The following is an 18473-nucleotide window of genomic DNA, read 5'->3' as shown; positions in this document are numbered from 1 at the left end:
GGAGATCAACTGTCCCTAAAAGCCCGATTGGTTCAACTAATGATTGGTGGGGGATGAAAGAAAACCCCACCAATCAAAGTTTCACTTTATCTCTAATAATCTTATTAAACCATAAAGAGCAGGTGAGATAGTGAGAAATGGTCGAAAGTTTCTATATTGAATCATTTTTGGTTATATCTTGCAGAAATCGGTCTAGAGGCTGATTACCTCTATAGAGACATATATATAATGGAGAAGAGGAAATAAATAATGCTTCTAGCATTTTAGGATAGGAGGGCTCGTATGGAAAGAATCAATTATTTTGCTTTATTCGGCGTGTTATTTTTTAATATAGTTCTCTTCTTAGGGTTTGCGATAACACTGGTCTCACTTCTTTTTTCACTGTGGATTATTGCAATTTCTTTTATTTTATCTCCGCTTCTATTAGTGATAGTGAACCAGCTAGGCATTCAAGAATTTGATATGATGCAAACCCTTCTTAGCTGTGTTGTTTTACTCATAGGTGTTTGGTTGATCCCGCTTGCGCTGAAAGCAACTCGGTATTTAGGTACTTTTTTTGCAAAATACATTCAATATAACAAAAGAATAATTTACGTTAAATAGGATGTGTTGGTACTAGAAAAATAGTAATAGAAAATCGTTTGCTTATACTTTAATGAGCAAGCGATTTTTTATGTAAGTGAAAAAGAAAGAAGTGGGAATTATAAGATGGTTTTTTTATTCTTCTGTTTTCAACATTAACCTACACCCCAAGCCAAATCACATTTTCTCCATGGTCCGAATAACATTTTTATATAGAAGACAAGGGGGAAATGACAATGGATTTACAGCCATATGATTCTTTCAAACAGATTTCCGATATGATGCGCAGGGAAGTGGAAAGGGTATTCTCGGAATTTCCTTTTGGTTTTGGAAATATACAGGGCTTGGGGGGCTTCCGCTTAGATGTATATGAAACAACAAATGAAGTTGTAGCGACTTGTGATATTCCGGGACTTGAAAAGAAGGATGATCTAGTGATCGATATTGATTACAATCGGTTAAGTATCAGTGGTTCTGTCAATAACATGAGTGATTTAGAAGAGGGAAATACGTATAAAAAGGAAAGGTATGTTGGCCGCTTCCAAAGAGTAGTCTCTCTTCCTAGCCCGGTATCAAATGAGGGAGTAAAAGCAACCTATAAAAAAGGTGTGCTAGAAGTAAGAATGCCAAAGCTCGTGGTAGATAGCAGAAAGCAGATAGATATAGATTTTAGTTAAAAATGTATAGGATGCTGCGCTGTTCTGTTATAAAGAACAGCGCTTTATTCTATAGGCTCTTGGTTTGAAAATATTTGCCTGAATTGGGGTTGAAGAGAATGAAATACTTTGCGCCGGAAGATTCGGTTACTTGGAACGTATAAAACCATTTAGCTGAAAAAGGGTCGAAACCATCTGGACCCATAGGGGAGTTTGGTAATCTTGAAAGGATAATGTCTTCTGGTAACTCTTTGTTTAACGATCCCTCTGCCTGGGCGATTGTATATTCAGGCAGAACAATATAAATGGACAAGCAAATTAACAGAAGTACTCTGATATATTTTCTCTTTTTTTCTGCGTAACAAAGTCCTATTATCGAAGCAGAAATGATGCTAATGGGTAGGGTTCCATCAGCGACACTATTATAGATCATGTTATCCATAAATGATAATAGAAGTATAATTGCTACGGAGATAGAAATGGAAATTAGTAAACGTTTATCATTCAAAGCTCTTCCTCCCATTCATCTTCTAACCACAAACGATTAGTATCCTGTTTTCTTAAATATAGATGAATAGTATAGCATAAATATACTTAATATTCTAACAGTTTATGGATATAAATGGTATCATAGAGTGGGAAGAGGAGGAGTAAAAAATGTTAAAAGCTATTAACATATTACCTGCTGACAAAAAAATTGCAGGAGTACACTGTATACCTCTTATGGAAAATGGCGACATAGTGATGGCTTGGGACAGAGAAGAACAACTACTTACGACCATAGGTGGGAGAATAGATGGGGAAGAAAGTATAGAGGAAGCGTTAAGACGTGAATCCATGGAGGAAGTAGGAATAATCATAAATAGTGAGGAGATTCCGTTTGCCTCCTGGTATTGGGAATCCACTGATACCTATACAATATGGTTCTTTGTAAAAGTTCAAGAGTTTCTTCCTTATTCGTTTGACTATGAAAAATCAGGCTATGTTATTTTTAATTTCGAAACTGCGAAAAAAATGATCTCCAAGCTGGAGCCCTACAATAAATTTAGAATGGATCTTCTATCAATGGCTTATGACAAAGCTTTAAAGCTTCATTTAATAAAAGAATAGAATGATGGAGAGTTTGGAAAATGGGATAGTTACTGATTGTTGTGATAGCATATTTACCTATTTTCTATAGGATTCGCAGAAGAATTGATTATTTAGAAAGAGAAGTACGAAGGTTAAAAGGAGAAAGTGATTATTAGATATCTCACTATAGATAAGGAGATAGTGGTATGGAAGTATTTGCAGCTTATTTAGCCCAAATGGATAATCCACAGCAACGTGAACGGACGGAAGAGGTATTATCCTGGATAGTAAAAAAGTTTCCGGATTTAGTACCTAAAATTGCATGGAACCAGCCTATGTTTACGGAACACGGAACATTTATAATTGGTTTTAGTGTGGCAAAGAAGCATTTAGCAGTTGCTCCTGAAAGAGTGGCTATCACTCATTTGTCCGATGATATAGGGCAGGCGGGCTATGAGCAGACCAAGGAGCTCATTCGAATTAAATGGGAGCAACCAGTCGATTATTTATTATTAGAAAAGATAATTGAGTTTAACATATTGGATAAAGCGAATTGCTCCACATTTTGGAGAAAATAAGAGGTTTTATGGATGTTAAGGGAGCTGCTTATGTAATTGATAATCTTCTCCATTGGCAGGTGAATAATTTCCTGAACAATAGACAATGACTGTTGTATATTGGAGGGATGCCTGCATGATTATCCGAGATGATGAAAAGCATCTTTATTGCTATAGCTGCAGAAAAGTGACATTGTTTGTGCGAAGAGATATGCATAATAATAGTGGAGTAGAGAGCCATTGCAGTGAATGTGTCCATATGTGGTTTGAATGGCAAAATAGAGCGGTAGAGCGCGAAAAGGAAAAGTGGATGGAGCATAATATGATACCGCTTGATGATATGGATAGAGGAAATTATTTTCTGAAATAAGTTCGCTTATAAGGTGATAGCCGATGTCCTAGTTAAAAGGAACACCGGCTTTTTTATTATCTAAAGAACCCCATAAATGATCCGACTTGTCTCATCATATTAAGTCCATTATTCAAGGTGCCTGCATGGTTCATGAGGGTCCCTATATGATTCGGGAGGTTTCCTAACATACCGGATCTGGCATTCGGATTAGAGAAAAATTGTCCTTGTCCTCTTGCATTGGGAGGGAAAAAGGATTGTTCTTGCCTCCCTATGTTATTGGGGAAATGTGTTTGTTCTTCTCCTCTTACATAAGGAGAATAGAATTGCTCTTGTCTTCTCATATGGGGCGGAATGTATGGCTGGCTTTCTCTGTTAGGAAACGGATGAAAAGGCCGCTGGTTAGGCTGGTCGTAAAAATTTTGTGGATTCCTTGGAAACGGTGAAAAAAATTGCATAAAATCACCTCCTTACACACTTAATTCCCTATAATATATGGCTTTCTAAGCTGTTGGATTAGACATTCTTATAGTTCTACACGTATTGTGGAATCGTAAATGCTACTCATTCGATTTGTTCCTTCCCCACTAGTTTGTTTATGGCGAATATAATGGGGTCTGTTGAGAGTATAATGGTCTAGGTCGTGTCTGTTACTGATGTAGGGTTCTTGTCCGAGAATTATTTGGTTGATTTACCTCGACTTTAGTTGACGGTTTGGAAAATGAGAGGCTCTCAACCAGAAATAAGTTGTTTTATATTTATTCATTTTCATATATAATGGTGGAATTCGAAATATATCTGTAATAATCTTAGTGTTTAAATGTAAATTTGTTTATGTATAATGGATAAGGCTGTGTTAGATATAGAGAAAGGAACATTCAGATGTCAAACCAATTATCTCGAATAAATAGAAAAAAGAAAAAAATAAATAAGAAATTTAAAGTCTTCCTGACTGTGTTTCTAGCACTTTTTCTTGCAGTAGGTGGATTTGTAGGCTATAACTATATGAAATTCCAACAAGCATTAGATAAAATGAGCGATACAGATGACAATGAGCTGATTGCTGAATCTGAGAAGCTTCCTCATACAGAGCCATTCTCTGTATTATTAATGGGCGTAGATGAACGGGAGAATGACGCAGGAAGAACAGATACGATGATTGTCGTAACAGTTAACCCTGATTTAGGGACCATGAAGATGCTAAGTATTCCCCGTGATTCACGTGTAGAGATAGTGGGCAACGGAACAGTGGAGAAAATAAACCATGCTTACGCTCGCGGAGGAATTCCGATGACGATTGATACGGTGGAAAAGGCATTAAATATTCCAATCGACTTTTATGTATCTGTAAATATGGAAGGCTTTCTATCGATTATTGATGAGCTAGGTGGCGTAGAAATTGAAAACGATATGGATTTACAGCATCAACATTACTCTTTTCCAAAGGGAACAGTAAACTTAACTGGAGAGGAAGCATTAGTTTTCTCTCGTATACGCTATGAAGATCCAAGAGGAGACTTCGGCAGACAAATACGCCAAAAGCAACTAATCGAGGCACTCTTAAACAAAGCAAAAAATCCTTCTATCCTTTTAAAGATCGATGATATTTTTGAAGTTCTAGGAGACAATGTTCAAATGAACTTCACGAAATCCCAGATAATGAATATGCAAAAGCTCTATAGTAAACTAGACAGAAACATTGAGCAATTGGCATTTGAAAAAGGGGTAGGTAGTCGTATAGATGGATATTGGTACTACGTCTTGGATGAAGAAGAAGTAGCAGCTATCTCGAAGGAGTTAAATGATCATTTAAAAGGTATACAGGTAGTACAGGAAAATACGTTGCCTGAGCAATAAAAAAGAATATTCTTATTATTGTAAAATGAATATGTTAAAATGAGAGCTATCCAATCGTCTGATGACGAAGTGGATGGCTCTTTCTATTTGCTTGCTATAACCAAAAGCTAATAACTGCGCTTTACCATACTGATTCTATACAAAGGGGATAACTTTATGGAGTATTATAAATACTTACGTCAATATATAGGGCATCAACCGATTATTTTACCTGGTGCAGTAGTCATACTATTGAACGAGCACAATGAAGTTTTATTGCAAAAGAGAATCGATGGTGGGTACGGCTTGCCTGGAGGATTAATGGAGATGGGAGAGAGCCTAGAGCAAACTGCTAAAAGAGAGGTATTGGAAGAGACCGGCTTGGAAATTGATGAGCTAAAGCTTCTAGGGATATTTTCTGGGGCTGATTACTATTTAAAGATGAATAACGGTGATGAGTTATATTCCGTAACAGCCGTTTACTATTCAAGAAAACAAAGCGGAGATATAAGAGTTGATTTATCAGAATCAAGTGCAATGGAGTATTACCCTCTTACTGACATGCCAGAAGATTTGATCGAGTCATATCGCAATTACATAGAACCATATATTCCGAGAATTTTAGAAGAATTTACCCCTACTTTCTAAAAAATAGGGGTGCCTCAAATTTTAAAAAAAGTGTTATAATGTTTCAGTCAGTGTGCAGGAAAGCAGCATGGCCATCTGAAGGTCGTGCTTTTTTTAGTGCTTTAACATATGCCATCTGAATAAATTTTTAGGAGATGAAAATATGCACAAAGAAAATAGACTGCCTCACAATGCAAAAGAAGGAATCCTATTTATGTTGATTATTTCAATCATTTCTGTAAACACGATTGCTCCAATTATAATGGGTTTGGAACGTGGATTCAGTATGGATGTCTACTTAGATACATTAAAAATAATCCCGATTATGTGGGTGATTGTAATCTTACTAGTAAGATTAGTAGCAGGTCCGCTTGTTGGAAAAATTATGCCGAAGTTTGTGGGACAAACGGACGGATTTAATGCAAGGATATTATTAAACACTTTATTAAATGTAACAGTTCTTTCTATTTGTTTGTCTATCATAGGGACATGGGTCGGAACGAAAGAAATTTCAATGGAACCGTTCCAAAACTTCTTACACATCTGGCCAAGAAACTTTGGTATAGCATTTTGGATTGAATTGCTGGTTGCACAACCAATTGCTCGGCTTGTGATGAAAAAGATGCATGAAAATCAAGAAAGAAAATTAGCATTGTAGTCTACACTCCCATTGAAAATTTTATTTCAATGGGAGTTTTTATTTATCCCGCATTAAGGGACAGTAAGACTCCCACTTCTAGATGGCAAAAGAAATGAGACAGCTAAGTGGGAGATCAACTGTCCCTAAAAGCCCGATTGGTTCAACTAATGATTGGTGGGGATGAAAGAAAACCCCACCAATCAAAGTTTCACTTTATCCCGCATTAAGGGACAGTAAGACTCCCACTTCAAGATGGCAAAAGAAACGAGACAGCTAAATGGGAGATCAACTGTCCCTAAAAGCCTGATTGGTTCAACTAATGATTGGTGGGGGATGAAAGAAAACCCCCACCAATCAAAGTTTCACTTTATTTATTAAGTTTGACTTGGTGTATACGTATGTATACAATTATAAGAAGATTACTATATTAATAAGGATGGAGTGAAAGATATATGTTCGTTCAAATGCGTAAATGGGTTGTAACAGAAGGAAATGCAGATAAAATAATTGAGCGCTTTAAAAAGAAGTCTGGTGATGGTCCATCCTTACTTGAACAACGAGAAGGCTTTGTGGGTCGTGAAATTCTTGTGAAGAATGTCCGCCGTGGAGAAGAAGAGGTTATCATGATGGTGCGATGGGAGTCTGAGGAAGCATGGAAGGCTTGGGAAAAGAGCCCAGAGCATATCGCTGGCCACAAGAACAAAATTAAAGAGCACGGTGGAAAACCACCTCAACCAGAATATGTTATTTCTGTGGAAAGTGGCAAATACACAGTAGTAGAATAAGCAAGTATATAAAAGATAGAGGCCGGGATAAATAAAATGAGAAGCAGTTATGATTCTATATTACGATTAGAATTATAACTGCTTTCTTTTTTTGAACCTCAGGTTCTTCGCTACGTCGGACGCTTTCCCGGAGGCCAACAGGATGTTGGTCAGGAAAACGTTGTCACACGACGTGACGTTCTTAGTTTTCCCTCCACTAGGCAAGACAGCACCCAACGCTTACGCGTACGGCTGTGCTGTCTTGCCTACCACCCTGCTCCCGCAGGAGTCGCCGACGCTGCTCTGAACCAATAGAGTTACTTACTAAAAATAAAGTTTTGATTAACAATTCCCAAAAGGATATAGTTCATTAAGAAGGGCTAGGGTTATATCCCGACCTCTTTTCCTTTTTTATAGGGCTTCTACCTATTCGAATTTAGTACTAGTATTACAATAGTGATTTTGTATATGCTAGTGGAAGAGGTGACTAATATGTCCAACAAGTATTATTCCATAGGGGAAATGGCCAGGTTGATGAACGTTTCGATTCAAACACTACGTTATTATGATCAAATCAATTTGTTCAAACCAATATATAAGGATCCGGTAACCAATTACCGTTATTATGATGAATCTCAATTTTACTATTTGGATTTAATAAAGGCACTCAAATATGTAGGGACACCATTAGAAACGATTAAGCAAATGCAGCATTCTTCGCTGGAAGAATTGGTAGAGTTCCTATCAGAGCAAGAAAAAGCCATTGAATCTGGCATTCAACGACTTCAAGAAGTCCAATACACACTTCTAAAAACAAAAAAACAGATGGAGGAGCAGCTTGCTATATCCGTTTTTGATGAGGTTTATATAAAGGAAGAGGAGGAGGCTCGATTACTTTATATTCAAGTAGAAAATGCAACTCCAGATTTTATTCCGAACGAATATTACAGTGAGCTGATGAAAACGATAGAGAATGAAAATAGTTTGACGACAGGTAGGTATGGGAGTACATTTTCCTTTCAATCATATAACTCTATAAAAGAAATTTCTTATGAACGCATATTTACCCCCATTTTAACCAATCGCTATCTACAGCATTTGTCAGATGATATGGGAGTGTTGAAATACCAGTCAGGACGTTATGTATGTATTTCTTTTATCTTTTCGGTAGATGCTTATTTAGAACAGTTTCAGAAATTGTATACGTATATACAAGAGCAACAATTAACAGTAGAACCAGAAGTATATGAGTTTTTTATGCCAATGCATTATTCTCCACGTCATGAAAATCAGTACATAATTGAACTAAAGGTAAAAATAAAAAGCTAATTAAGTTGACCCTATAGTTACTATAGGGTTTATCTTGTTAAAGGAGATGATTCCGTAATCATCATGGAAAGAATGGAGCAAACACGATGCAAAAAATAAAAGAAAATCTTACATTATCTATATTGTTAGGAAACTTATTTATAGCCTTTTTGGGTATAGGGCTTGTGATACCTATATTGCCAACGATTATGAACGAATTAAATATAAATGGGAAGGTTGTTGGTTATTTAACGGCTTCCTTTGCGTTGGCACAGCTGATTGTTTCCCCATTTGCGGGAAAAGCGGCTGACCGGTATGGTCGGAAAATAATGATTGTGCTTGGATTGTTTATCTTTGCTTTCTCGGAGTTTTTATTTGGAATTGGAAAAACAATTGAAGTTTTATTTATCTCCCGTATATTAGGAGGTATTAGTGGGGCATTTATTATGCCTGCTGTTACTGCCTTTATTGCTGATATTACGACGCATCGTACTAGACCAAAGGCACTTGGCTATATGTCAGCAGCTATTAGTACAGGATTTATTATCGGACCAGGAATTGGTGGTTTTCTGGCAGAAATAGGAACAAGGGTACCATTTTACTCTGCGGCAGTACTTGGAACAGTAGCAGCAGTGCTGTCCATTATATTATTAAAGGAACCAACTCGTCAGATACAAGAAGAGCATATAGGTTTACCAAAAACAAAAGGAATCAGGAAAATATTTATTCCTATATTCTTGATTGCCTTTATCGTCATATTCATTTCCTCGTTTGGACTTGCTGCATTTGAATCATTCTTTAGCTTATATGTAGATCATAAGTTTGCTTTTACCCCTTCTGATATTGCTATCGCCATTACTGGAGGTGCAATCGTTGGGGCAATTGCACAGGTCCTTCTATTTGACCGATTAACGCAAAGGCTTGGAGAAATAGTATTGATTCGTTATTCTCTTCTCCTTTCGGCTATTTTAGTTTTTATGCTAACGGTTGTAAATTCATATTGGACCGTATTACTAGTAACTTTTGTTGTCTTTGTAGGATTTGATTTAATTCGTCCTGCTGCTACAAATTATTTATCTAAAATAGCTGGGAATGATCAGGGCTTTGTTGGGGGGATGAACTCGATGTTTACCTCTCTTGCAAATGTAATCGGCCCGGTTTTAGGTGGAGTATTGTTTGATGTGGATATTGACTATCCTTATTACTTTGCTGCTATTACGTTGGTTCTTTGCTTGGTGGTAGCGTTATTTTGGAAGATGCCAAAGAATTTGGCATAAGCGCTTGTTTGGGAAGCACCTGATTCTCTGCAAACCTTTATCCTTTATATGGTAATATAGAGGGGGACGGTGAAGGGAGAGAGCTTCAATGAGTGTGAATGGATTATTATTTGGAGCGGTTGGAGGAATTCTTACGTTTATTGTTGCGGGAGAAGCTACACCGCTTATAGTGACAAATGTGCTGTTAGGTTTCATTGCAGGAAAGTTAACTGATAAAAAATAGCCGCTATCCTTTCGTGGGATAGGGGCTATTTTTTGTACCGCAATAAATTTAGATGATATCTAAGTGATTCCGTCCTATTGTATCACTGCTTGTCTTTCATAATTCTTATTTCGTCCTTAGCTGCAGCGTGCGATGTAAGAATACAGAAAAGTGCTCGCGGCTTACTGGTCTATTTGGCATGAAGTTGCCGTTATCTCCAGTAGTAATCCCGTGTGATGCAAGAATTTGGATATATTCATAGGAACCGTGAGTTGAGCCAACGTCCTTCCACTCAGGAGCATCTCCTTCTAGCTTTAAATCAAATGCTTTTACTAAAATTTTCGCTAGCTGTGCGCGAGTTAAATTTTGTGAGAGATTCATCTTGCCATTGCTACCATCCACGACTCCGGCTTCATAAAACGACTGGATTAGCAGATAATCGGTACTAAAATGCTTTACATCTTGAAAGGAAACCATCTCTCGTATTTTAGACAATGGTAATTCATCATATCGAGAAAGCATGGTGAATACCTGTCTACGTGTGATGGCCTCTGTCGGTAAAAACGTACCGTCAGTATAACCATTAATAATGCCTTTTGTGGATAGGCTCATGATTTCTTCATAATAGCGGTGGTGAGAAGGAATATCCTTATAGGTGACTTCCGTGAACATCATTTGATAATTTACTTCATCTGTCTTAGCGTGTAATGTACTTGGTTCGAACAAGTAGTTACCCGGCTGCAAGAAAACAGTAACGGTTAGTAATCCTTTTTGTTCATCGTAAGTAATACGATTGTAGACTTGTTCTTCATTCCCATCTTTGTCTATGGAGAATAATATCCCCGACATCAACTGTGGAGAGTCTGTAGAAACAGTAATTTTTATCTTTTGTTCCCGATCTAAGCTAAAGAAGTATTCATCATTGCGAGATAAAAAGCCTCTTATTTCCTGCCCCTCTAGAAGTGATGTTCCGAAAATGCTATTTTTAAAGGTTTCAGGATGCGTGATTTCCTCTGTCTGTATAGTGAATTCATAATACGGATTGTAGGACATAGTACTACGGCTGACCTTGGCATAATAATTCCCAGGTAGCAGCATTTCTATATCATTCTTAGACCATGTTTGAGAGGTCATGGTAGATAAATAGATTCTGCCCTCTTCATCAAAGACCTCTACATATAAACGACCATTGAGGTCGGGATATGAGTTAGGCATAAAAGCATCTGTGGCAAGTGTCACCTTGCTTGGCTTGTCAATTGTAAACGAATAAAAGTCCTCAGAATCAGAGGCACTTCCAATATTTTTAACCTTTTCGTTAAGCATAAGTGGGTTTGCTTGAGCTCTTGAATCATTTGGTTCTAAATCGATAGATGATTTCAATGGTAAGATAGAGTAGATGGCATTATACGCTTCTTCATCGGGACCATCCAGACGAATATAGTATGTACCAGCTCGTAGCTGGAGCTGTTCCGTCGTTTGATTTATATTTCCATCTTTCTCCGTAGTTCGCAAGGATACAATGGTGCGACCATGGGTTGAACCATTATCCTCTATAATCGATAGTAATATTTCGCCTTTGGCTGGGTCATCAAAGGTGAAGTTGACATACGAATCCTTTTCTAATTGAATGCGATAGTAGTCGTATGAATAGTCGGGTACTTTCTCCAAGCGAGTTTCCGGGGACCAAACCGGTGCCTCTTTCATAAATTTCTCAAAATATGTTGCTTGTGCACTCGTATTGCAACCTAAAAGGAGCATGAGGGCAAATGTACTTACTGCTAGCCATTTCTTCAATTGACAATCCCTCCAAATAAACACATGAATTTTATTATAACTGGGACAACTTCATTACTAAATCTATCCTTCTCCCTGTTTAATTGGGGAGAACTGCCTTTTTTGAAATAAACGGAAAAATGAACCTTTTTCGGTTGTTTGACGTATAAGAGGAAGGCTATTCTAAAGGGAGGTGGTGGTTATATGAACGATGTAGGGGAATTGACACCTTACAGTTTTGGAGAATCTTTTATTCAAGAAAAGTTTGCATCTATCTACTCGCAAGCTACGCAAGAATTTCAAGCGTTGGTAACCTTAGATCAATTTGAGCAAATGGCAAAGGACTATAATAAAGGCGTAAAAGGGTATAAGTTAGAAATGAGCACAACCGTGCAAAACTTAACGCAATTTATTTGGCTAGATACCAAGCGTAAAAAGGGGATAGCAGTCTCTTTTGACGATCAAGATGTGATACATAGCATTTATTTGAGACCATTTGTGAGCTTTCCAAAAAGCGATAAAGCCTATACGAAGAATACTTACCAAATGCCTGTTGCAGAAGGTTGGCTTGTTTTTTGGGGAGGCACGAACGAATTTATTAACTACCATTACATCTATGAGCAGCAAAGGTACGCTTACGACTTGGTGCTACAAGAGGATTGGCAATCCTTTAAGGGGACGGGAGAGCAAAATGAAGACTACTATGCCTTTGGAAAGGATATTGTCGCTCCTCTGGAAGGAAGGGTAGTAAAGGTTCAGGATGGGGTAGAGGATAATGTTCCTGGAGTGATGAATGAGGCAATCCCTGAGGGGAACTGCGTGGTTATTGAACATAAGCATGAAGAATATTCGATGCTAGCACATATGAAGAAGGGCTCCATTTTAGTGAAAGAAGGAGATATGGTGCTGCGGGGACAAGTAATTGGGCAGTGTGGGAACTCAGGTAATTCCTCCGAGGCCCATTTACATTTCCAAGTGACAGACTCGCTCGATTTCTATTCTGGTAGATCCATTAGAATCCGTTTGAAGGGGAATGAGCCGATCCAAGGAGAGACTGTATCTCACACACGTAGTCAAAAAGAGGATGATAAATTTGATCGAATTGATACGGCATTCACCATAGGGGATATTTTTGTTAGTATAGGTCGATTATTCTCTCAGTTGTTTAAATAGGATATAAACCACCTACTTAGTTTAAGTAGGTGGTTATTTTTATGAGTAAAATTTAATGAGAAACACTTTTGATTCTTTAATAGGATAAAACATAAGTGCTCTCTATTTTTTGAGACTGATGTTCTCCGCTGCGTCGGGCGCTTTCCACGGGCCAACAGGATGTTGGTCAGGAAAACGTTGTCACACGATGTGACGTTCCTAGTTTTCCATCCTTAAAATGAGCCATAGCCGAACGCTGTCGCGTGCCGTTGCTATGTCTCACCTGTCTCCCTACCCCTGTAGGAGTCGCCGACGCTACTACGAACCAATAGAGCTTCTTACTATACATAAACTTTCATCAATAAATTTCAAAAAGGAAATATTCCATTAAAGAATAGGTTTTGACTCTTATCCTTACTGTGCAAAAATATTTGAAAATTTACACTTGCCAATCTTCTTGATTTTGTGTATATTGTGTATATAGTATATATACATTAATAACAAAAAGAGGTTTTTGCATGCAAATAATTATTTCGAATAACTCAAAAGAGCCGATTTACGAGCAGATAACCAACCAGGTGAAAAAGCTAATCCTAACTGGTGAATTGCAGGAGGGAGAATCGCTTCCGTCCATGCGTCAGCTTGCAAAGGACTTAAATATTAGTCTCATTACCACAAAACGTGCTTATGAGGAGCTCGAAAAAAACGGTTTTATCTATTCTGTTGTTGGGAAGGGCTCCTTTATTTCCGAGCAAAACATGGAAATGGTCAAGGAAAGAAAAATGAAGGTCATGGAGGAAACGCTATTACATGCCATTCACAATAGTAAAGAGCTGGGGATGAGTCTGGAAGAGCTAAAGGAATTACTGACCTTACTCTATGAGGAGGATGAATAATGGAGAATGTAATTGAATGTCAAAACGTTCGTAAAACATTTAAGGGGTTTGAACTAAAGGATTTATCTTTAACGGTAAAAAAGGGGTATGTGAATGGATTTATCGGTGGAAACGGAGCGGGCAAATCAACGACCATTAAACTGATTATGAATCTGTTGAAGCCGGATAGTGGGTCCGTTTCTGTTTTTGGTCTGAACTACAAGGAACATGAGAAGGAGATTAAGGAACGAATAGGCTTTGTCTATGACGACAATATCTACTATGAAAATCTTACATTAAAAGAGATGAAAAGAATTATGCGTCTTTCTTATAAGAAGTGGGATGATAAGATTTTTAAGCATTATGTAGAATACTTCGAGCTCCCACTTAATAAAGCCATTAAGACTTTTTCAAAAGGAATGAAAATGAAGGTCTCTCTAGCTTTTGCTTTGTCTCATCATGCTGAACTAATCATTATGGATGAACCAACATCGGGTCTTGATCCCATTTTTCGAAGAGAGCTGTTAGATATTTTACATGAGTTAATGCAGGATGAGAATAAAACCATTTTCTTTTCTACTCATATTACGACAGACTTAGATCGCATTGCGGACTACATTACTTTCATTCATGACGGAAAGCTTATTTTTACAAAGGAGTTTTATAAAATAGAAGAAGAGTATGCCATCGTAAAGGGGACGCTTGATTTATTAGATCGGGAAGTGGAACGTGAATTTATTGCAGTTAAGAAGACCAATAGTGGATTTGAAGCATTAACCAATAATAAAAACCACGTAGCTGGCATATTTGGTGAAACGGTAGTGATCGAAAAGCCATCGCTCGAGGATATTATGTATTATACCAAACAAGGGGGACTTTCTTATGCTTAGACTCTTGTGGAAAGATATCTTAACACAAAAAAGGACTTTCCTGATTCTTATTGCTATTCTAGTTGCCTTTTTACTTCTAAACGATGGTATTTCGTTTATGTGGCTAGGAATTTGGTTCAGTATTGTCGTTGCCATGAATACGTTTAGTATAGATGAGAAAGCCAGCATTCAAACTTTACTCAACTCCTTACCTTATACAAGGAGGGAAATTGTCAGTTCGAAATATATTGGTGCTTTGGTCTATACCGCATTCTCTGTATGCTTCATCTATGTAGGTGACTATTTAATTAATGGAAGCAAAGAGTTATTTGTATGGAAGGAAATGCTGCTGATAGTAGGAATCGTTTTACTTGCTGTTTCATTTATGTTTCCTTTTTCATTTAAATTTAAATCCCAGTTTCTGTTAATCGGAGTAATGGTTTTATTTGTAGTCTATATGGTTTTTGCGAATATCTTTGCCCTTAATGATAAAATAAGGGAGTTTGTTGGACATGTCCTAGCTCTTTCCGATACACAATTATTTCTTTATGCTTCGGGTATCATTTTAGCTATCTACTTTGCATCTTGGCTGCTTTCTATACGTATTTATATGAGAAAGGCATTTTAAATCATTGGCACTCCTTTGTGGGGTGTTTTTTTATTTGTTACAAATATTGGTTGTGGAACGTCTACTATTTTATAAAGGGGGTTAGATTCGATGAGGAAGTTCCTTATAGGATTGATGATAGTCGTTTGTGTGGCGTGGATATTTATCTATGAACCATTTCGCGGAGAACCTCCTACACCAAAGGTAACTGTTGGAGAAGAGAAAATTCCTACAACGAAAGGCTCCTATTGCTGGGATGGAATCTTGATTGCTAGATGTGCAGATATGGCATTCACAGGAACAATTGATATGGCTAGAAACCATGAACCGACAACTGTATCACCAGGAGCGAACATAGAAATACAATTTTCTAGAGAGCCAATTGATGGCCTGATTGAAGTGGAGAAATGGATAGGTGAGAAAACTCACGAAGCTGTAGAACTAAAGGATGACATGATAAAAGCACCTTCCGAGGAAGGTGTCTACGTTTATCGTATAATGGCCGATTGGAAGCGAGGCGACGGGGAAGATGTGTTTTCTATTAAGGTGAAATAGTGGCTAGGAATATTCTGTAAGTAGATCATTTTCCGATTCATAAAAGCCTAAGGATGTTGCCCCTTCTGTGAAAAAATTCATTCTTGAGAACGCAGAATCATTTGAACGTCAAAACCAGCCCCGTTAGATGGAAAGGGGCTGGTTTATAGCTGCTGCTCTTTTTACATTTTCCTTCAGGTACCCAGGGAGCTCTGGGTGGGCAAGTATCTCGGAAGTGGTCATCCAGATTACATCATCGACCTCGTCTACGGCTTTTGCATACGGTTCACCCGATTGATACTGACAAAGGAATACGATATCAATTACATGGATACCAGAATCAGTTATAAAGGAGGAGCTGTTCACATATTGTAGCTCTGCTACCTCTATTCCAACTTCTTCAAAAATTTCTCTATGTAATGTTCTTTCTAGAATATCAGAAGAGAACCCTTCAAGCTCACATTTTCCTCCTACCAGGGATAGTCCGCCACCAGCGTGCTCTTCCTTTTCGCTCCTGCGAATCAATAGCCACTTGCCTGTCTTATAAATAGCACCTTCTACATTTACCACAAACATACGAATCACCCTATCTAAATTTTATCTCTCTATTATATAATAAAAATATGAAAAATTAGAAAATATTAGTCGGGAGGTATGGTGTGAAAGGGAAAAAATGTGCATTACTTTTTATTGGGCTGGTACTCTCCGGCTGCGGTAAATCGGTCGCTGTCTCGCATAGTCATGCCACAGCATTTACTGAAAATGAAGAAGATATAGTTGATAAGCACGGTGAAGTAGCCAACTTTGAAAGAATGGAAGAATTTTTATCAAATATCGAATGGCAATCGGAGGATCATATTCGAATTGTACACTATACAGTAGAGGGAGACCCTATTATACAAGAGGTAGATTTTAATGGGGAAATATATACTTATGTATATGACAATACACATGACAATTTTGGCTCTCCAAATGTGACGACAAGCACCTGTACAGAGCTAGAAACAAAAGAAGAATCGGGAGTGACTAATTATGTGCTGCTTGGATGTGATTTAGAATATGATCCATTGCTATTAAATATCCCAGATTAAAATGGAAGGTGATTTACATGATGAATAAAGCAATAAATGGTGGACTTCACTGGAAGCTACGAATACCGCTGATCTTATTTATTTTTGGCGTTACCGCTGGGCTTTATCAGTCTTTTCCAGGCTTATTTTTGTTTGAGAATAGTTTCTTCATAAGCGTCCAATATATTGGGGTCAATGCTTTACTTATTTGGTTCCTTGAGGTGACAGAGATAAACGAAAAGCGCGTACACTTTTCTATCGGGCTTCTATTCATTCTCGCAGCGTTTTTCATCGATTTTCTGCTTGTTTAAACATGTACAAAAGCCTCCTTCAAACAAAGGAAGCTTTTTTTATGGAAAGCCTAGTCACGCAAGCTCTTTTCCTCTAACAATTCAATAATCCTATCTAATTTTTTCTCCAAATTCGCCTCGCTAATGCTTTCAGCTCGACGATAGCTTGTATTGATTAATATTTTTCGAATAAATAAAGTGAAGGACACCACTGTTAATAAACCCACTATAAATATAACTAGAAAAAATACTTCGGCCATTTAACTACTCCTCCTCATATTATATAAATTTTACTATTTATTAATAATGGTTCCAACATGTTTCCTTTCTGCTTTATTAGTCAATCTATATAGAGAGAGGTTTTAGAAGGAGAGATAACATGGCTCATAGTCACGACCATACCCATGGTTCCAATAAAAGAGTGTTACTTGTTTCCTTTACTATTATCACGTCGTTTATGCTCGTAGAGGCAATCGGAGGGTTTCTTACAAATAGCCTGGCACTTCTTTCAGATGCAGGGCATATGCTTAGTGATTCCATTTCTTTATTGATTGCGCTGCTTGCGTTTAAGCTTGGTGAGAGGTCAGCAAGTGCTAGTAAGACCTATGGCTATAGAAGGTTCGAAATACTGGCAGCTGCTTTGAATGGTATCACCCTTCTTGCAATTGCCGTTTTTATTTTTTACGAAGCAATCAAGCGCTTTGCCAATCCTCCTGAGGTCGCTACTACAGGAATGCTAATCATTAGTATTGTCGGCTTACTAGTGAACGTGTTGGTGGCTTGGATTATGATGAGGGGCGGAGATACGGAAGATAATCTAAACATGAGAGGTGCCTTTCTTCATGTATTAAGCGACATGCTTGGTTCGGTAGGAGCGATAACGGCTGCACTACTCATTATTTTCTTTGGCTGGGGCTGGGCGGATCCGTTAGCTAGCGTAGTAGTGGCGGTGCTTGTTTTAAGAAGTGGCTTTAACGTGACAAAGGATTCATTACATGTACTCATGGAAGGTACTCCCAGTAATATAAATCTAAAGGAGATTGTACACGCAATAGAAGGAGCGGAAGGAGTTATTTCCGTTCATGACTTACACGTTTGGACTATCACGAGTGGATTGAATGCACTATCTTGTCTTGCCGTAGTAAGCGGAAGGATGACCATTGAAGAAGGCGAGCGAATCCTCCAGGGGATAGAACATACTTTAGCCCATAAAGGCATTCATCATATGACGATTCAGCTTGAAACCGAGAGCCATCCGCATGAGAATTCTTTGCTTTGTAAGCAGAAAAATGAAGTATCACATCATCATGAAAGGCATTCCTAAATGGGGATGCCCTTTTCTTGGTAAACGATTTTTACGACATTATCGCTCAAGTTTACGACATAGCTAGTGATTTTTACGACATTTGCTCTTCTTTTTACAACATCTTCAGA

At 37.8% G+C, this 18473-nt stretch carries 25 protein-coding genes; 20 read left to right on the top strand and 5 right to left on the bottom strand.

The window, feature by feature from the left end:
* Nucleotides 1-282: 282 nt before the first annotated feature.
* Nucleotides 283-603: a DUF1700 domain-containing protein gene (locus AC1ECF_RS15885; RefSeq protein WP_480390411.1), complete on the top strand. Its 321-nt coding sequence runs from the start codon at nt 283-285 to the stop codon at nt 601-603.
* Nucleotides 604-818: 215 nt separating this feature from the next.
* A complete protein-coding gene (locus AC1ECF_RS15880; RefSeq protein ID WP_480390410.1) occupies nt 819-1259 on the top strand; it encodes an Hsp20/alpha crystallin family protein in 441 nt (146 codons plus the stop codon).
* A 49-nt stretch (nt 1260-1308) separates the two neighbouring features.
* Here AC1ECF_RS15880 and AC1ECF_RS15875 read toward each other — a convergent pair whose 3' ends face one another.
* Nucleotides 1309-1746, bottom strand: coding sequence for a hypothetical protein (locus AC1ECF_RS15875; RefSeq protein WP_480390409.1), 438 nt, complete (start codon nt 1744-1746; stop codon nt 1309-1311).
* Between the two features lie 149 nt (nt 1747-1895).
* On the opposite strand from AC1ECF_RS15875, the gene AC1ECF_RS15870 reads away from it, so the two are divergent.
* The 3 genes from AC1ECF_RS15870 to AC1ECF_RS15860 all read left to right on the top strand — a co-directional run bounded on the left by AC1ECF_RS15870 (nt 1896) and on the right by AC1ECF_RS15860 (nt 3236).
* Nucleotides 1896-2348, top strand: a complete 453-nt coding sequence (locus tag AC1ECF_RS15870; RefSeq protein WP_480390408.1) for an NUDIX hydrolase — start codon at nt 1896-1898, stop codon at nt 2346-2348.
* A gap of 167 nt (nt 2349-2515) precedes the next feature.
* Nucleotides 2516-2887, top strand: a complete 372-nt coding sequence (locus AC1ECF_RS15865; protein ID WP_480390407.1) for an iron chaperone — start codon at nt 2516-2518, stop codon at nt 2885-2887.
* A gap of 115 nt (nt 2888-3002) precedes the next feature.
* Nucleotides 3003-3236: a hypothetical protein gene (locus AC1ECF_RS15860; RefSeq protein ID WP_480390406.1), complete on the top strand. Its 234-nt coding sequence runs from the start codon at nt 3003-3005 to the stop codon at nt 3234-3236.
* Between the two features lie 56 nt (nt 3237-3292).
* On the opposite strand, the gene AC1ECF_RS15855 is transcribed toward AC1ECF_RS15860, so the two are convergent.
* On the bottom strand, nt 3293-3673 hold the full coding sequence (locus AC1ECF_RS15855; RefSeq protein ID WP_480390405.1) for a hypothetical protein: 381 nt from the start codon (nt 3671-3673) through the stop codon (nt 3293-3295).
* A 424-nt stretch (nt 3674-4097) separates the two neighbouring features.
* Between AC1ECF_RS15855 and AC1ECF_RS15850 the strand changes: the two genes are divergently transcribed.
* The 7 genes from AC1ECF_RS15850 to AC1ECF_RS15820 all read left to right on the top strand — a co-directional run bounded on the left by AC1ECF_RS15850 (nt 4098) and on the right by AC1ECF_RS15820 (nt 9890).
* Nucleotides 4098-5072: an LCP family glycopolymer transferase gene (locus AC1ECF_RS15850; protein WP_480390404.1), complete on the top strand. Its 975-nt coding sequence runs from the start codon at nt 4098-4100 to the stop codon at nt 5070-5072.
* Between the two features lie 156 nt (nt 5073-5228).
* Nucleotides 5229-5699 carry an NUDIX hydrolase gene (locus AC1ECF_RS15845; protein ID WP_480390403.1) on the top strand — a complete coding sequence of 157 codons (471 nt, stop codon included), beginning with the start codon at nt 5229-5231 and terminating at the stop codon, nt 5697-5699.
* Nucleotides 5700-5841: 142 nt separating this feature from the next.
* Nucleotides 5842-6336, top strand: a complete 495-nt coding sequence (locus tag AC1ECF_RS15840; protein WP_480390402.1) for a DUF2798 domain-containing protein — start codon at nt 5842-5844, stop codon at nt 6334-6336.
* Nucleotides 6337-6770: 434 nt separating this feature from the next.
* Nucleotides 6771-7103 (top strand): antibiotic biosynthesis monooxygenase family protein, encoded by a 333-nt coding sequence (locus tag AC1ECF_RS15835; protein ID WP_480390401.1) that lies wholly within the window; start codon nt 6771-6773, stop codon nt 7101-7103.
* A 471-nt stretch (nt 7104-7574) separates the two neighbouring features.
* Complete coding sequence (locus AC1ECF_RS15830; RefSeq protein ID WP_480390400.1) at nt 7575-8411, top strand: MerR family transcriptional regulator; 837 nt, start codon at nt 7575-7577, stop codon at nt 8409-8411.
* An 86-nt stretch (nt 8412-8497) separates the two neighbouring features.
* Entirely contained in the window at nt 8498-9667 is a 1170-nt protein-coding gene (gene norA, locus AC1ECF_RS15825) for a multidrug efflux MFS transporter NorA (protein ID WP_480390399.1), read from the top strand.
* 88 nt (nt 9668-9755) lie between these two features.
* Nucleotides 9756-9890, top strand: coding sequence for a hypothetical protein (locus AC1ECF_RS15820; protein WP_480390398.1), 135 nt, complete (start codon nt 9756-9758; stop codon nt 9888-9890).
* Nucleotides 9891-9995: 105 nt separating this feature from the next.
* Here AC1ECF_RS15820 and AC1ECF_RS15815 read toward each other — a convergent pair whose 3' ends face one another.
* Nucleotides 9996-11663, bottom strand: coding sequence for an S-layer homology domain-containing protein (locus AC1ECF_RS15815; protein ID WP_480390397.1), 1668 nt, complete (start codon nt 11661-11663; stop codon nt 9996-9998).
* 183 nt (nt 11664-11846) lie between these two features.
* On the opposite strand from AC1ECF_RS15815, the gene AC1ECF_RS15810 reads away from it, so the two are divergent.
* From AC1ECF_RS15810 to AC1ECF_RS15790, 5 genes are all read left to right on the top strand, one after another.
* Complete coding sequence (locus AC1ECF_RS15810; RefSeq protein WP_480390396.1) at nt 11847-12815, top strand: M23 family metallopeptidase; 969 nt, start codon at nt 11847-11849, stop codon at nt 12813-12815.
* Nucleotides 12816-13312: 497 nt separating this feature from the next.
* Nucleotides 13313-13690 (top strand): GntR family transcriptional regulator, encoded by a 378-nt coding sequence (locus AC1ECF_RS15805; protein ID WP_480390395.1) that lies wholly within the window; start codon nt 13313-13315, stop codon nt 13688-13690.
* Nucleotides 13690-14559, top strand: a complete 870-nt coding sequence (locus AC1ECF_RS15800; protein WP_480390394.1) for an ABC transporter ATP-binding protein — start codon at nt 13690-13692, stop codon at nt 14557-14559. The genes AC1ECF_RS15805 and AC1ECF_RS15800 overlap by 1 nt, the downstream gene beginning before the upstream one ends.
* Complete coding sequence (locus AC1ECF_RS15795) at nt 14552-15166, top strand: ABC-2 transporter permease (protein WP_480390393.1); 615 nt, start codon at nt 14552-14554, stop codon at nt 15164-15166. The genes AC1ECF_RS15800 and AC1ECF_RS15795 overlap by 8 nt, the downstream gene beginning before the upstream one ends.
* Nucleotides 15167-15256: 90 nt before the next feature.
* On the top strand, nt 15257-15700 hold the full coding sequence (locus AC1ECF_RS15790; protein ID WP_480390392.1) for a hypothetical protein: 444 nt from the start codon (nt 15257-15259) through the stop codon (nt 15698-15700).
* 123 nt (nt 15701-15823) lie between these two features.
* Here the strand turns inward: AC1ECF_RS15790 and AC1ECF_RS15785 are convergent, their stop codons facing one another.
* Complete coding sequence (locus tag AC1ECF_RS15785; protein ID WP_480390391.1) at nt 15824-16255, bottom strand: NUDIX hydrolase; 432 nt, start codon at nt 16253-16255, stop codon at nt 15824-15826.
* Nucleotides 16256-16338: 83 nt separating this feature from the next.
* Between AC1ECF_RS15785 and AC1ECF_RS15780 the strand changes: the two genes are divergently transcribed.
* Nucleotides 16339-16770 carry a DUF4362 domain-containing protein gene (locus AC1ECF_RS15780; protein ID WP_480390390.1) on the top strand — a complete coding sequence of 144 codons (432 nt, stop codon included), beginning with the start codon at nt 16339-16341 and terminating at the stop codon, nt 16768-16770.
* A gap of 20 nt (nt 16771-16790) precedes the next feature.
* Nucleotides 16791-17060 carry a hypothetical protein gene (locus AC1ECF_RS15775; RefSeq protein ID WP_480390389.1) on the top strand — a complete coding sequence of 90 codons (270 nt, stop codon included), beginning with the start codon at nt 16791-16793 and terminating at the stop codon, nt 17058-17060.
* Nucleotides 17061-17110: 50 nt separating this feature from the next.
* On the opposite strand, the gene AC1ECF_RS15770 is transcribed toward AC1ECF_RS15775, so the two are convergent.
* Nucleotides 17111-17299 (bottom strand): DUF4083 family protein, encoded by a 189-nt coding sequence (locus AC1ECF_RS15770; RefSeq protein ID WP_480390388.1) that lies wholly within the window; start codon nt 17297-17299, stop codon nt 17111-17113.
* Between the two features lie 119 nt (nt 17300-17418).
* On the opposite strand from AC1ECF_RS15770, the gene AC1ECF_RS15765 reads away from it, so the two are divergent.
* A complete protein-coding gene (locus AC1ECF_RS15765; protein WP_480390387.1) occupies nt 17419-18363 on the top strand; it encodes a cation diffusion facilitator family transporter in 945 nt (314 codons plus the stop codon).
* Nucleotides 18364-18473 lie beyond the last annotated feature (110 nt).

Source organism: Psychrobacillus sp. Z3-81 (assembly GCF_056620325.1).
The sequence above is the reverse complement of the archived record's forward strand: the minus strand, read 5'-3'. Positions and strand labels throughout refer to the sequence as shown.

What these genes read in the sequence shown, in the direction of transcription:
- AC1ECF_RS15800 (WP_480390394.1), top strand. Translation starts at nt 13,690, where the DNA reads ATGGAGAATGTAATTGAATGTCAAAACGTTCGTAAAACATTTAAGGGG.
- AC1ECF_RS15855 (WP_480390405.1), bottom strand. Translation starts at nt 3,673, where the DNA reads ATGCAATTTTTTTCACCGTTTCCAAGGAATCCACAAAATTTTTACGAC.
- AC1ECF_RS15820 (WP_480390398.1), top strand. Translation starts at nt 9,756, where the DNA reads ATGAGTGTGAATGGATTATTATTTGGAGCGGTTGGAGGAATTCTTACG.
- AC1ECF_RS15885 (WP_480390411.1), top strand. Translation starts at nt 283, where the DNA reads ATGGAAAGAATCAATTATTTTGCTTTATTCGGCGTGTTATTTTTTAAT.
- AC1ECF_RS15810 (WP_480390396.1), top strand. Translation starts at nt 11,847, where the DNA reads ATGAACGATGTAGGGGAATTGACACCTTACAGTTTTGGAGAATCTTTT.
- AC1ECF_RS15805 (WP_480390395.1), top strand. Translation starts at nt 13,313, where the DNA reads ATGCAAATAATTATTTCGAATAACTCAAAAGAGCCGATTTACGAGCAG.
- AC1ECF_RS15770 (WP_480390388.1), bottom strand. Translation starts at nt 17,299, where the DNA reads ATGGCCGAAGTATTTTTTCTAGTTATATTTATAGTGGGTTTATTAACA.
- AC1ECF_RS15795 (WP_480390393.1), top strand. Translation starts at nt 14,552, where the DNA reads ATGCTTAGACTCTTGTGGAAAGATATCTTAACACAAAAAAGGACTTTC.
- AC1ECF_RS15835 (WP_480390401.1), top strand. Translation starts at nt 6,771, where the DNA reads ATGTTCGTTCAAATGCGTAAATGGGTTGTAACAGAAGGAAATGCAGAT.
- AC1ECF_RS15870 (WP_480390408.1), top strand. Translation starts at nt 1,896, where the DNA reads ATGTTAAAAGCTATTAACATATTACCTGCTGACAAAAAAATTGCAGGA.
- norA (WP_480390399.1), top strand. Translation starts at nt 8,498, where the DNA reads ATGCAAAAAATAAAAGAAAATCTTACATTATCTATATTGTTAGGAAAC.
- AC1ECF_RS15790 (WP_480390392.1), top strand. Translation starts at nt 15,257, where the DNA reads ATGAGGAAGTTCCTTATAGGATTGATGATAGTCGTTTGTGTGGCGTGG.
- AC1ECF_RS15785 (WP_480390391.1), bottom strand. Translation starts at nt 16,255, where the DNA reads ATGTTTGTGGTAAATGTAGAAGGTGCTATTTATAAGACAGGCAAGTGG.
- AC1ECF_RS15765 (WP_480390387.1), top strand. Translation starts at nt 17,419, where the DNA reads ATGGCTCATAGTCACGACCATACCCATGGTTCCAATAAAAGAGTGTTA.
- AC1ECF_RS15850 (WP_480390404.1), top strand. Translation starts at nt 4,098, where the DNA reads ATGTCAAACCAATTATCTCGAATAAATAGAAAAAAGAAAAAAATAAAT.
- AC1ECF_RS15880 (WP_480390410.1), top strand. Translation starts at nt 819, where the DNA reads ATGGATTTACAGCCATATGATTCTTTCAAACAGATTTCCGATATGATG.
- AC1ECF_RS15860 (WP_480390406.1), top strand. Translation starts at nt 3,003, where the DNA reads ATGATTATCCGAGATGATGAAAAGCATCTTTATTGCTATAGCTGCAGA.
- AC1ECF_RS15845 (WP_480390403.1), top strand. Translation starts at nt 5,229, where the DNA reads ATGGAGTATTATAAATACTTACGTCAATATATAGGGCATCAACCGATT.
- AC1ECF_RS15775 (WP_480390389.1), top strand. Translation starts at nt 16,791, where the DNA reads ATGAATAAAGCAATAAATGGTGGACTTCACTGGAAGCTACGAATACCG.
- AC1ECF_RS15830 (WP_480390400.1), top strand. Translation starts at nt 7,575, where the DNA reads ATGTCCAACAAGTATTATTCCATAGGGGAAATGGCCAGGTTGATGAAC.
- AC1ECF_RS15865 (WP_480390407.1), top strand. Translation starts at nt 2,516, where the DNA reads ATGGAAGTATTTGCAGCTTATTTAGCCCAAATGGATAATCCACAGCAA.
- AC1ECF_RS15840 (WP_480390402.1), top strand. Translation starts at nt 5,842, where the DNA reads ATGCACAAAGAAAATAGACTGCCTCACAATGCAAAAGAAGGAATCCTA.